Below are 12,340 nucleotides of genomic sequence, written 5' to 3' on the forward strand. Positions count from 1 at the left end.
CCCTCGGGGGCTCCGGGCCCGCGGCGTGTCACTGGTTCTTGCTGACGTAGCTGAAGACCTTCTCCGCCTCGCTGCCGAGGGTGGGGCCGGCCAGGAAGGTGCCGGCGTCGTTGCCGACCGAGGTGTTGCTGATCAGGGCCGGCCGGCCGCCGCGCTGGGCGAACCAGCCGCCGCCGCTGGCTCCGCCGGTCATGGTGCAGCCCATCGCGTTCATCGGCGGGTGCGCCGCGTCGTAGACGTACGGGGTCAGCTTGACCCGGGAGTCGCAGTGCTCCAGCTCCAGGCCGTCGAAGGGCGCGTCGGCCGGGTAGCCGTAGGCGGAGGCGGCGGTGACCTGATCGGCCGGGGCGTTGAACCAGACCGGGACCGAGCCGCCGATGGTCTCCTCCAGCGAGCGGCCGTCGCCGTCCTCGTTGCGCACCCGGACCACGGCGAAGTCGTACTGGCTGGCTGGGCCACCCCGTTCGTCGCCCTCCTCGCTCCAGCCCGGGCCGGTCAGCCCGCTCTCGACGGTCCACACGCCGTACGGCGCGAGCTGGTTGAGGGTGGCCTTGCGGCCGCCGCTGGCGGCGCCGGCGCGGTTGTACGAGGGGACGAAGCTGATCTTCTTGAACCAGCTGCCGCCCTTGCCCTCGTGCACGCAGTGCGCGGCCGTCCAGACCAGGTTGCTCCGGCCGGGGTGGGCCGGGTCGGCGACCACCGTGCCGGAGCACTCGGCGTCCGCGGTGGGGCTGACGCTCATGAAGATCTTGCCGACCACGGCGGTGCCCGGGCTGTACGGGTGCTTCTCCGCGGCGGCCGGGATGGCGGGCGGCAGCTGGACCTCGGAGCGGCTCGGGGACTTGGCGGCGGCGATGTTGGCATCCTTGGGCTTCACGCCCTTGGCGGCCTCCATCCGGACCTGGTCCCAGTAGCCCTTCAGCACCTCGGGCTTGAAGCCGTGCTCCTTGGCCCAGTTGGCGAGGTCGTCCGCGCTCCAGTTCTTCAGGTCCTTCAGCGAGTCCGGCAGCTTGAGGCTCGGCTTGGCGCTGCCGGACGCGACGGCCGAGGCCGGCGCGGCGGCGGCCGGCGGCGCGGCCGTGGGGGCGGCGTCGTCCTCGCAGGCGGTGGCGGTCAGCGCGAGGACGGTGAGCAGGGCGGCCGAGGCGGCGGCGGAGCGCCGGTGGGTGGATGACATGTCGGTGGTCCCCGTAGCGTCGATGGGAGTCGGGTGGTCGGGCTACTTCCTGGAGAGGTAGTCGAGTGCCTGGCGGGCCACGCTCTCCAGGTAGGGGCCGTTCAGCGAGGTGTGGTCGAGGGTGCCGATCGAGGTGTTGGAGACCAGCGCCTGCCGTCCGTCCGGCCCGGTGGCGAACCAGCCGCCGCCGCTGGCACCGGAGGTCATGGTGCAGCCGATGGTCAGCATCGCGGGCCGCGCCGGGTCGAAGGACAGCTGCCCAGGCGGGCCGGCGTCGCAGCGGTCCAGCTCCTGGCCGTCGAAGGGCCGGCCGACCGGGTAGCCCCAGGCGGAGACCGAGAGCTTCTCGCGCGGAGCGTCGAACCAGACCGGGACGGCGGTGCCGACCACCTCCTCCAGGGACTTCCCGGAGCCGTCCGGGTTGTGCACCTTGAGCACCGCGAAGTCGTACTGGTTGGCCGAGTTGCCGGAGTGCCCGCCCTCGGCCGTCCACTGCGGCGAGGTGATCACCCGGTCCGCCCACCACTGGCCGAGCGGAGCGACCTCCGGCAGGGTCGCCTTCCGTCCGCCGCTGGCGGCGCCCGAACTGTTGTAGGCGGGCACGAAGATGATGTTCCTGAACCAGTCGCCGTCCTTGCCCTCGTGCACGCAGTGCGCGGCCGTCCAGACCAGGTTGCTCCGGCCGGGGTGGGCCGGGTCGGCGACCAGGGTCGCGGAGCACTGGCCGGTTCCGCCGCCCGGCGCCGTCATGAAGACCTTCCCGGAGGCGGCGTACTGGGTGTACGGGCGGGGCACCGGGACGGCCTCGACGACGGCCGGTGCGGGTCCGGCGGCCGGCCCGGCGGAGGCGGTGGCGGGTCCGGCGGGGTCAGCGGTGGCGGCTGCGGTGGCGGGGCCGCCGGCCGGTGCGGACGGCGGTGCGGCCGAGGCCGGGGAGGGCTGCTGCGCCGGGGCGCCGCCCATGGTTTCGGGGTCCCAGACGCCGCCGGCCTCCGGGTTGCGGAAGACGTGCCGGGAGGCCCAGCGGTCCCAGTCCTCGAAGCGCCAGTGCTTCAGCTCGTCCCAGCTGCGGGGCAGGCCCGAGGCGCGGGCGCCGTCGCCGTCCGGGCCGCAGGCCGGGACCGTTACCAGGACCGCGAGGGCCAGCACGGCGGCGCCCGCCCCGCGGCGTATCGATGCCATCGTCTCGTTGCCCCCGGATCCTCGGCCGACGTTCCCCCCGGGGCAGTCTCCCATCCGGCCGGGGCGGCCGGGCGGGCCGTGTCGGGCTGTTGACGAGTGGTCACCGATTCGTGACCGCCTACCGCCATCAGGGTGACGACGGTCACCCGCAGGGCTGAGTGATGGGCCGTCATTCACCGGAAGGAGTGACCCGATCTTGTGCTCGCGCAGCCGGGATAGGTAGCCCTTACCTGTAGTCCAGCCCGTCCGAAGGAGCAGCCTTGAGCACCGCCCTCACCGGAGCCCCGCCGGCCGTACCGCTCCACCCGGCCGTAGCGGCCGTCCCGGGGGAGCCGGTGCTCGACCCCGACCCGCTGCTCCACCCCGACCCGCTGCTCCACCCCGACCCGTCCGTCGCCGCCGAACAGGCCGCCACCGAGAGCCTGCTGCGGTGCTGGGCCCGGGAGACCGGTGCCCGCCCCGACGGCGACGGACGGCTGCGGATCGCCGTCCTCGGCGGCGCCGCCGAACTGACCGCGCCCGTCCGGCACTGGTCGCGCTGCGGCTGGCACCGGTTCGGCCGGGTCACCGTCACCGCCGGCAGCGGGACGCGCAGCCCGGTGGACGCCGTCACGGTCGCCGCCCTGCTGGCGGGCGCCGCCGCCCGGCGGCCCGAAGCCGGGCAGATCGCCGACCTCGCCGCCCGGGTGGCCGACTCGGCCGGGCGCACCGCCGAGTTCCTGGCCCACCGCAGGGCCGTCCCCGCCGCCGCCCCGACCCCGTTCCTGCGGACCGAGCAGTCCCTGCTGCTGGGCCACCCGCTGCACCCCACCCCCAAGAGCCGCGACGGCCTCGCCCCCGCCCAGAGCGCCGCGTACTCGCCCGAGCTCGGCGGCAGCTTCCGGCTGCACTGGTACGCCGTCGACCGGGACCTGCTGGCCGCCGACTCCGCCGGGCCGCCCGCCGAAACGCTCACCGCCCGGCTGCTCGGCCGCCCGGACCTGCTGCCGCCCGGCACCGCCGCACTCCCGCTGCACCCCTGGCAGGCCGGGGAGCTGGCCCGGCGCCCGGCCGTCGCCGGGCTCTTCGAGGCCGGGCTGCTGCACGACCTCGGCCAGCACGGCGAACCCTGGCACCCCACCTCCTCGGTCCGTACGGTCTGCCGCCCCAGTACCCCGTGGATGCTCAAGCTCTCGCTCGCGCTGCGGATCACCAACTCCCGCCGGGAGAACCTCCGCAAGGAACTGCACCGCGGCCTGGAGGTGCACCGGCTGCTGGAGGCCGGCCTCGGCGCCGAGTGGCGGGCCGCCCACCCCGGCTTCGACATCGTCCGCGACCCCGCCTGGATCGGCGTCGACCACCCCGCGCTCGGCGACCCGGGCGGCCTGGACACCGTGCTGCGCCGGCAGCCCTTCGGCCCCGCCGACCGCGCCCTGTGCGTGGCCGGCCTGATCGCCGAACAGCCGCTGGAGCGGCTGCACTCCCAGCTCTCCGACATCCTGCACGAGCTGGCCGCCCGCACCGGAGACGCGCTGCCCGCCGTCACCGCCGAGTGGCTGCGGCGCTACCTGTACGCCGTCGTACTGCCCGTGCTGTGGCTCGACGGCCGGGCCGGCATCGCCCTGGAGGCCCACCAGCAGAACAGCCTGGTGCTGCTCGACCCGGCCGGCTGGCCGGCCGGCGGCCGCTACCGGGACAACCAGGGCTACTACTACCGCGCCTCGCACGAGCGGCGGCTCACCGCCCGGCTGCCCGGCCTCGGCGCGCACAGCGACACCTTCGTGGCCGACCAGGTCGCGGACGAGCGCTTCGCCTACTACCTGGGCATCAACCACCTCCTCGGGCTGGTCGGCGGACTCGGCTCGCAGGGCCTCGCCGACGAGGGCGCCCTGCTCGCGGTCGTGCGCACCTTCCTGGCCGGACCCGCCGCGGCCGCCACCGGCTCCTCGCTCCCCGCCCACCTGCTGGACTCGCCGACCCTGTGCTGCAAGGCCAACCTGCTCACCCGGCTGCACGGCCTCGACGAACTGGTCGGCCCGGTCGAGACCCAGTCCGTCTACGTGACCATCGCCAACCCGGTGGCGGTGGCGTGACACCCACCGGCCCGGCCTCCGGCCCGCCGCCCGTCCGCCCGGCCTCCGGACAGCGGTCCGTCCGCCCGCCGTCCGATCCGCCGTCCGACCTGCCGTCCGACCGGCTGGACGGCGTGGCCGGCTGGGGCCCGATGCCCACCGCCGCCGGCGAGTTCCGGCTGCGCCCGGTCCGACCGGCCACCGACCTCGCCCTGCTCACCCGGTGGATGAACGACCCCGCCGTGGACGCCTACTGGGAGCTGGCCGGGCCACCCGCCACCACCGCCCGGCACCTGCGCGCCCAACTCGACGGCGACGGCCGCAGCGTCCCCTGCCTCGGCCTGCTGGACGGCGTCCCGGTCGGCTACTGGGAGGTCTACCGGGCCGATCTCGACCCGCTCGCCCTGCACTACCCGGCCCGCCCGCACGACACCGGCGTGCACCTGCTGCTCGGCCCCGCCGAGGCGCGCGGCCGCGGACTCGGCAGCCTGCTGCTGGCCGCGCTGGCCGGCCGGATCCTGGCCCGCCGCCCGGCCTGCGAGCAGGTGGTCGCCGAGCCGGACCTGCGCAACACCGCCTCGCTGCGGGCCTTCCACCGGGCCGGCTTCGACCGGGCCGCCGACCTGCGGCTGCCCGGCAAACGGGCCGCCCTGATGGTCCGCCGCCGCGCCGGCTGACCGCCCGCCCGGCCGCACCCGGCCGACCCGCGCCCCGGCCCCGACCCTGTCTCCCCGGCCCCGACCCCTCTCCCCGAACTGGATGGCATGGACGACCCGCAGCCCGATCCGTACGACCTCCTGGGTGTCGGCATCGGCCCCTTCAACCTGTCCCTCGCCGCACTCGCCGACCGCGCCGACGGCCTGCGCACACTGTTCTGCGAGGCCCGGCCGGAGTTCCGCTGGCACCCCGGCATGCTGGTCGACGGCGCGCGGATGCAGGTGCCGTTCCTGGCCGACCTGGTCACGCTGGTCGACCCGACCAACCCGTGGTCCTTCCTCAACTACCTGCGCGACCAGCAGCGGCTGTTCCCGTTCTACTTCGCCGAACGCTTCCAGCTGCCCCGCCGCGAGTACGACCACTACTGCCGCTGGGCCGCCGAACGCCTGCCCAACTGCCGCTTCGCCACCGAGGTCACCGCCCTGCACTGGGACGCCGCCGACCGGCTCTACCGGGCCGAGACCGCTGCCGGGCCGCTGCACGCCCGCGCCGTCGTGCTCGGCGTCGGCACCGGGCCGGTCAGCCCCGAGGCCTTCGCCGCGCTGGCCGGCCACCCCATGGTCCGGCACAGCGCCGACTACCTGCAGCAGCGGCCGGCCCTGGCCGCCGCCCGCGACATCACGGTGATCGGCTCCGGCCAGTCGGGCGCCGAGGTCTTCCTCGACCTGCTGCGCACCCGCGGCGGCGACGGCACCCGGCTGCGCTGGCTCACCCGCAGCCGGGCCATCGCCCCGATGGAGTACTCCAAACTCGGCCTGGAACACTTCACCCCCGACTACACCCGCTACTTCCACGGCCTGCCCGCCGACACCCGGGACCGCCTGGTACCCGCCCAGTGGCAGCTCCACAAGGCCGCCAGCGCCGAGACCCTGGCCGCCGTCCACGACCACCTCTACGAACGCACCGTCGGACGCCCGCTGGACGCCGACCCGGTGGAGATCGTCCCCGGCACCGCCGTCACCGACGCCCAGGCCGGCCCCTGCGGCGGACTCGAACTGCGCTGCCGGCACACCGACTCCGGCGTCCAGCACCTGGTACGGACCGACGCCGTGGTGCTCGCCACCGGCTACCGGACCGTCCGCCCGGCACTGCTCGACCCGATCGCCGCCCTGATCGACTGGGACGACCAGGGCCGCTACCGGGTCGACGCCGACCACCGGGTGGCCACCCGCCCGGCCCTCACCGGCGCCCTGTACGTCCAGAACGCCGAGCTGCACACTCATGGGGTCGGCGCCCCGGACCTCGGTCTGGGCGCCCACCGCGCCGCCGTCATCCTCAACGCCGTCGCCGGAAGGCCGGTCCACCAGCTGCCCACCCGCACCGCCTGGACCAGCTTCGCCCCGCCCAGCGCCGCCCTGCTCCCTCGACCCCAGGAGGAGAACCGTGCCGCAGCCATCCGCTGACCAGCCACTGAGGCTGCCCCCGCACCTCACCCAGGAGCACTGGCAGCGGGCCGGGCGGCGGCTGCTCGCCAAACTGCTCGGCGAGTTCGCGTACGAGGAGCTGATCACCCCGGTGCCGGACGGACCCGGGGACGGCGACCGGTACGTCCTCGAACTCCCCGGCGCCGCCTACCGGTTCCGGGCCCGCCGCGGCGCGTACGGCAGCTGGCGGGTCGACCCGGACTCGGTGCACTGCCCGCCGGAGGGGGACGCCGACCCGCTGCGCTTCGTCCAGCGGGCCCGGCACCTGCTCGGGCTGACCGGCGACACCGCCGGCCACCTGGTCCGCGAACTCACCGCCACCCTGATCGCCGACACCCGCCTGCTCGGCACCGAACTCACCGCCGCCGAACTCGCCGGCCTCGGCCACGTCGAACTGGAGGGCCGGCAGAGCGGCCACCCCTGGATCGTGCCCAACAAGGGCCGGATCGGCTTCTCCGCGCAGGACGCCGCCCGCTGGGCGCCCGAGGCCCGCACCCCCGCCGAACTGCCCTGGATCGCCGTGCACCGCAGCCTCGCCGAGTTCCGCGGCGCCGCCGACCTCTACGAGCGCGAGCTCGACGCCCCGGACCGGCTGCGCGCCCCGCTCGGCGACCGGGCCGACGAGTACCTGCTGCTGCCGGTCCACCCCTGGCAGTGGGACGAGGTGGTGGTGCCGCTGTTCGCGCCCTGGATCGCCGACGGCCGGATCGTCCCGCTGGGCGGCGACGGCGACCTGCGGCTGCCGCAGCAGTCCATCCGCAGCTTCTTCAACCTCACCCGGCCCGAGCGCTGCACCGTCAAGCTGCCGCTGTCCGTCCTCAACACCCTGGTCTGGCGCGGCCTGCCGACCGAGCGCACGCTGGCCGCGCCCGCCGTCACGGCCTGGGTGCACGGCATCCGGGACCGCGACCCGTTCCTGCGCGAGGAGTGCCGGGTGGTCCTGCTCGGCGAGATCGCCTCCGTCACCGTCGACCACCCGCTCTACCGCGAGCTCCCCGAGGCGCCCTACCAGTACAAGGAGCTGCTCGGGGCGATCTGGCGGGAGTCCCTGGACGGCCAGCTGGACCCCGGCGAGCGCGGCCGCACCCTGGCCGCGCTGCTGCAGACCGGCTCCGACGGCCGCGCCCTCGCCGCCGAACTGGTCGCCCGCTCCGGCCTCACCGCCACCGACTGGCTGCAGCGGCTCTTCAGGGTGATGCTGCCGCCGCTGCTGCACTTCCTGTACCGCTACGGCACGGTGTTCTCCCCGCACGGCGAGAACGCGATCCTGCTCTTCGACGAGCACGACGTCCCGGTCCGGCTCGCGGTCAAGGACTTCGTCGACGACATCAACCTCACCGACCAGGACCTGCCCGAGCTGGAGCGGCTGCCGCCCGAGGTGGCCGGCGTGCTGCTGCGCCAGCGCCCCGACCAGCTGTGCCAGTTCCTGCACGCCGGACTGTTCATCGGGGTGTACCGCTACCTCGCGGCGCTGTTCGAGCAGCAGCTGGGGGTGCCCGAGCCGCAGTTCTGGGCGCTGCTGCGCGAGGAGGTGCTGGCCCACCAACGGCGCTTCCCGGAGCTCGCCGAGCGGTTCGCGCTCTTCGACCTGCTCACCCCGCGGATCGACCGGCTCTGCCTCAACCGCAACCGGCTGCTGCTCGACGGCTACCGCGACCGGCCCGAGCGCCCGCACGCCGCCGTCCACGGCCAGGTCGACAACGCCCTCCACCCCGCGGCCCCGCTCGGGCTGCCCGGCCAACGGGCCCGGATTGTCACTCCCGCCCCGTAGGCTGGGCCCGTCATGACGAACGACTCCGCATCCCTCACCGGGCCGGGCGACGACGCACCGGCCGACGAAGCCCCGGACGACCTGCCGGGCGCCGTCCCCGCCTCCCGGCTCCCGGAGCTGCTGCACGCCGCCGTCACCGCCGTCGGCGGCGTCGAGCGGCCCGGCCAGGTCAGGATGGCCGAGGCGGTCTCCGCCGCGGTCGACACCGGCGAGCACCTGCTCGTCCAGGCCGGCACCGGCACCGGGAAGTCCCTCGCCTACCTGGTGCCCGCGCTCGCCCACGGCGACCGCGTCGTGGTCGCCACCGCCACCCTGGCGCTGCAACGCCAGCTGGTGGAGCGGGACTTGCCCCGGACGGTGGACGCGCTCCACCCGGTGCTGCGCCGCCGCCCGCTGTTCGCGATGCTCAAGGGCCGCTCCAACTACCTCTGCCTGCACCGGGCCAACGAGGGCACCCCCGCGGACGAGGGCGAGGGCCTGTTCGACCCGGTCGAGGCGCTCGGCGGGCCGTCCGGCAAGCTCGGCCAGGACGTGCTGCGGCTGCGCGAGTGGGCCGGCGAGACCGACACCGGCGACCGGGACGACCTCACCCCGGGCGTCTCCGACAAGGCCTGGGCCCAGCTCTCGGTCACCTCCAAGGAGTGCCTGGGCGCCACCCGCTGCCCGTACGGCGGCGAGTGCTTCGCCGAGGCCGCCCGCGAGCGCGCCAAGCTCGCCGACGTGGTGGTCACCAACCACGCCATGCTGGCGATCGACGCCATCGAGGGCGCCCCGGTGCTGCCCGAGCACGGCCTGCTGATCATCGACGAGGCGCACGAGCTGGTGAACCGGGTGACCGGCGCCGCCACCGCCGAGCTGTCGGTGCACGCCGTCAACCGGGCCGTGCGGCGGGCGGCCAAGCTCGCCAACGAGAAGGCCGTGGACGCCCTCCAGGCCTCCGCCGAGAACTACCACGGCCTGATGGAGACCGTCCAGCCCGGCCGGGTCGAGGAACTCCCCGAGTACCTCGCCTACGCGGTCGCCGGGATCCGGGACGCCTGCCGCCAGGTGATCACCTCGCTCGGCGAGACCAGGGACCGCTCGCTCAGCGACGAGGACGCCGTCCGCAAGCAGGCGATGGCCTCCGCCGAGACCCTGCACGAGACCGCCGACCGGCTGCTCCAGGACTCCGAGTACGACGTGGTGTGGATCGAGCGGGCCGACCGCTACGGCATCGGCGCGGCCTCGCTGCGGGTCGCCCCGCTGAGCGTGTCCGGGCTGCTGCGGGAGAACCTCTACAAGGACCGCTCGGTCGTCCTGACCTCCGCCACCCTCAAGCTCGGCGGCGACTTCAACGGTGTGGCCGGCTCGCTCGGCCTGCCCGCCGAGAGCCGCCTGCCGGACCAGCGCTCGGCCGCCGAACCCGAGCCCGAGCAGGGCGAGGACGCCCCGCCGTACTGGCGCGGCATCGACGTCGGCTCCCCGTTCAGCTACCCCAAGCAGGGCATCCTGTACGTCGCCAAGCACCTGCCCGCGCCCGGGCGGGAGCCCGACCGGCCGGAGATGCTGGACGAGCTCACCGAGCTGATCGGCGCGGCCGGCGGCCGCACCCTCGGCCTGTTCTCCTCGATGCGGGCCGCCCAGGCCGCCGCCGAGGCGCTGCGCGGGCGGCTCGACAACCGGATCCTGCTGCAGGGCGAGGACACCCTCGGCGAGCTGATCCGCGAGTTCGCCTCGGACGCCACCACGTGCCTGTTCGGCACGCTCTCGCTGTGGCAGGGCGTGGACGTGCCGGGCTCCGCCTGCCAGCTGGTGGTGATGGACCGGATCCCGTTCCCGCGGCCCGACGACCCGCTGATGAGCGCCCGGCAGAAGGACGTCGAACAGCGCGGCGGCAACGGCTTCATGGCGGTGGCGGCCAACCACGCCGCGCTGCTGATGGCGCAGGGCGCCGGCCGGCTGGTCCGCGCGGCCGACGACAAGGGCATCGTCGCGGTCCTCGACCCTCGGCTCGCCACCGCCCGCTACGGCGGCTACTTCCGCTCCTCCATGCCGGACTTCTGGTACACCACCGACCGCAACCAGGTCCGCCGCTCGCTCGCCGCGATCGACGCCGCCGCCCCGCCGGTCCGCCCGGTCACCAAGCGGGCCACGGCCACCGGCGCCTGACCGGCGGCGCCCCGGGCATGCCGCGGGGGCCCCGGCCGCGGTGGGTGCGGCCCGGAGCCCCCGGGGGTGGTGCGCGGGTCCGTCAGAGGCGGCGCAGGACCGCCACGACCTTGCCCAGGATGGTCGCGTTGTCGCCCGGGATCGGCTCGTACGCGGGGTTGTGCGGCATCAGCCAGATCTTGCCGTCCTCGCGCTTGAGGCGCTTGACGGTGGCCTCGCCGTCGATCATCGCGGCGACGATGTCGCCGTTCTCGGCGACCGGCTGGCGGCGGACGGTGACCCAGTCGCCGTCGCAGATGGCGGCCTCGATCATCGAGTCGCCGCGGACGGTGAGCGCGAACAGCTCGCCCTCGCCGACCAGCTGACGGGGGAGCGGGAAGACGTCCTCGACCGTCTGCTCGGCGAGGATCGGGCCGCCGGCCGCGATCCGGCCGACCAGCGGCACGTACGAGGTGGAGGGCCGGCCGGCGGTCTCCGCGGTGTTCGGCCGGGCGACCTCGACACCGCGGACCTCGTAGGCGCGCGGGCGGTGCGGGTCGCGGCGCAGGAAGCCCTTGCGCTCCAGCGCCATCAGCTGGTGCGCGACCGAGGAGGTGCTGGACAGGCCGACGGCCTGGCCGATCTCGCGCATGCTCGGCGGGTACCCCCGGCGCTGGACGGAGTCCCGGATCACCTCGATGACCCGGCGCTGGCGCTCGGTCAGTCCGGCCTCGTCGGTGCGGATGCCCGGGGGGCGGCCGGGCATCGCGCGGGGCGGGGCGGTCGGGACGAGCACGGCGTCCTGCGCCGAGGCGTGCTCGATCGGCTGGCTCTGGCTCATGCTGTGGTCCATGCTCTGGTCCGCGGTGCGCGCAGAGCGCTCCTGCACCGGAATGGCGGTCCTTGCTTCTACCGTGTTCATGGCGGCCCTCATTCGACAGGCGTACTCCCTTGTGCAGCTCAACTGGTGCACCTATCGAAAGGTTGCGCCAAACACACGTTCGAGTGAATTATCAAGGAGTTAGCTGACTCGATCAAGGCTTTGGGTGTACATCGATTAAATGTTCGACCCGAACAGTGTATTCCGCTCCGCGCGCGGATCTCGACCCGTTCCGGCGCGTCGCCCCTCGACTCCCAGATCTAGTGGCTAGTCTCCTCGCTCGTACCCACAGGTTGTGGTCCGGTAGAGTGTCGGAGTCCGATGTCTTGCCGCCAGGGAGGAAGTCCTCAGGTGCACTGCCCCTTCTGCCGGCACCCGGACAGTCGCGTGGTGGACAGCCGCGCCAGCGATGACGGAAGTTCGATCCGCCGTCGCCGTCAGTGCCCGGACTGCAGCCGCCGTTTCACCACCGTGGAGACGGCCACTCTGATGGTCATCAAGCGCAGTGGTGTCACCGAGCCGTTCTCCCGGGAGAAGGTGATCTCGGGCGTCCGCAAGGCCTGCCAGGGCCGGCCGGTCACCGAGGACGCACTGGCGCAGCTCGGCCAGCGGGTCGAGGAGTGCGTGCGGGCCAGCGGCAGCGCCGAGCTCTCCACCCACGACGTGGGTCTGGCCATACTCGGGCCGCTGAAGCAGCTCGACGTGGTCGCCTACCTGCGGTTCGCGAGCGTCTACAAGGCCTTCGACGGTCTGGAGGACTTCGAGGCCGCCATCGCGGAGCTGCGCGTCGAGCAGCCCCGCGACGCGGAGGACTGCGCACCCGTGCCGGTCACCGCCGCCGCCCCCTAGCGGGACGGCCGTACCCTTGCGGCCCTCCGGGGCCCCCGCGCGCCCGAAGAACGCGCACAAACCGTAGTAAAAGGTGCAGGGCGGCCGGCCGGCCGGCTGCCCCGTACACCAGGAGAAGCGAACCAGTGGTGCCCGGAAGGTTCGGGGCGCCCAGGGCGTTTG

The 12,340-nt window shown here is 74.4% G+C and carries 9 protein-coding genes; 6 read left to right on the forward strand and 3 right to left on the reverse strand.

Translation table 11 applies throughout. From position 1 onward, the window contains the following. Positions 1-28: 28 nt before the first annotated feature. Positions 29-1,177, reverse strand: coding sequence for a trypsin-like serine peptidase (locus AC2TEW_RS26765; protein ID WP_484625920.1), 1,149 nt, complete (start codon positions 1,175-1,177; stop codon positions 29-31). Between the two features lie 42 nt (positions 1,178-1,219). Then, a complete protein-coding gene (locus AC2TEW_RS26770; RefSeq protein ID WP_484625921.1) occupies positions 1,220-2,359 on the reverse strand; it encodes a trypsin-like serine peptidase in 1,140 nt (379 codons plus the stop codon). 260 nt (positions 2,360-2,619) lie between these two features. Here AC2TEW_RS26770 and AC2TEW_RS26775 point away from each other — a divergent pair, with 260 nt between their 5' ends. The 5 genes from AC2TEW_RS26775 to AC2TEW_RS26795 all read left to right on the forward strand — a co-directional run bounded on the left by AC2TEW_RS26775 (position 2,620) and on the right by AC2TEW_RS26795 (position 10,470). Then, a complete protein-coding gene (locus AC2TEW_RS26775) occupies positions 2,620-4,431 on the forward strand; it encodes an IucA/IucC family protein (RefSeq protein WP_484625922.1) in 1,812 nt (603 codons plus the stop codon). Then, positions 4,323-5,087 (forward strand): GNAT family N-acetyltransferase, encoded by a 765-nt coding sequence (locus AC2TEW_RS26780; protein ID WP_484625980.1) that lies wholly within the window; start codon positions 4,323-4,325, stop codon positions 5,085-5,087. The genes AC2TEW_RS26775 and AC2TEW_RS26780 overlap by 109 nt, the downstream gene beginning before the upstream one ends. A gap of 87 nt (positions 5,088-5,174) precedes the next feature. After that, positions 5,175-6,530 carry a lysine N(6)-hydroxylase/L-ornithine N(5)-oxygenase family protein gene (locus AC2TEW_RS26785; RefSeq protein ID WP_484625923.1) on the forward strand — a complete coding sequence of 452 codons (1,356 nt, stop codon included), beginning with the start codon at positions 5,175-5,177 and terminating at the stop codon, positions 6,528-6,530. Further along, a complete protein-coding gene (locus AC2TEW_RS26790) occupies positions 6,511-8,322 on the forward strand; it encodes an IucA/IucC family protein (protein ID WP_484625924.1) in 1,812 nt (603 codons plus the stop codon). The genes AC2TEW_RS26785 and AC2TEW_RS26790 overlap by 20 nt, the downstream gene beginning before the upstream one ends. Positions 8,323-8,334: 12 nt before the next feature. Continuing rightward, positions 8,335-10,470, forward strand: a complete 2,136-nt coding sequence (locus tag AC2TEW_RS26795) for an ATP-dependent DNA helicase (RefSeq protein WP_484625925.1) — start codon at positions 8,335-8,337, stop codon at positions 10,468-10,470. A gap of 82 nt (positions 10,471-10,552) precedes the next feature. Here AC2TEW_RS26795 and lexA read toward each other — a convergent pair whose 3' ends face one another. Next, entirely contained in the window at positions 10,553-11,371 is an 819-nt protein-coding gene (gene lexA, locus AC2TEW_RS26800) for a transcriptional repressor LexA (RefSeq protein WP_051811977.1), read from the reverse strand. 309 nt (positions 11,372-11,680) lie between these two features. Here lexA and nrdR point away from each other — a divergent pair, with 309 nt between their 5' ends. Further along, complete coding sequence (gene nrdR, locus AC2TEW_RS26805) at positions 11,681-12,178, forward strand: transcriptional regulator NrdR (protein ID WP_484625926.1); 498 nt, start codon at positions 11,681-11,683, stop codon at positions 12,176-12,178. The last annotated feature ends 162 nt before the right edge of the window (positions 12,179-12,340 follow it).

It is taken from the genome of Kitasatospora sp. NEAU-CNBT7 (assembly GCF_057220535.1).

What these genes read in the sequence shown, in the direction of transcription:
- AC2TEW_RS26785 (WP_484625923.1), top strand. Translation starts at nt 5,175, where the DNA reads ATGGACGACCCGCAGCCCGATCCGTACGACCTCCTGGGTGTCGGCATC.
- AC2TEW_RS26770 (WP_484625921.1), bottom strand. Translation starts at nt 2,359, where the DNA reads ATGGCATCGATACGCCGCGGGGCGGGCGCCGCCGTGCTGGCCCTCGCG.
- AC2TEW_RS26765 (WP_484625920.1), bottom strand. Translation starts at nt 1,177, where the DNA reads ATGTCATCCACCCACCGGCGCTCCGCCGCCGCCTCGGCCGCCCTGCTC.
- lexA (WP_051811977.1), bottom strand. Translation starts at nt 11,371, where the DNA reads ATGAACACGGTAGAAGCAAGGACCGCCATTCCGGTGCAGGAGCGCTCT.
- AC2TEW_RS26795 (WP_484625925.1), top strand. Translation starts at nt 8,335, where the DNA reads ATGACGAACGACTCCGCATCCCTCACCGGGCCGGGCGACGACGCACCG.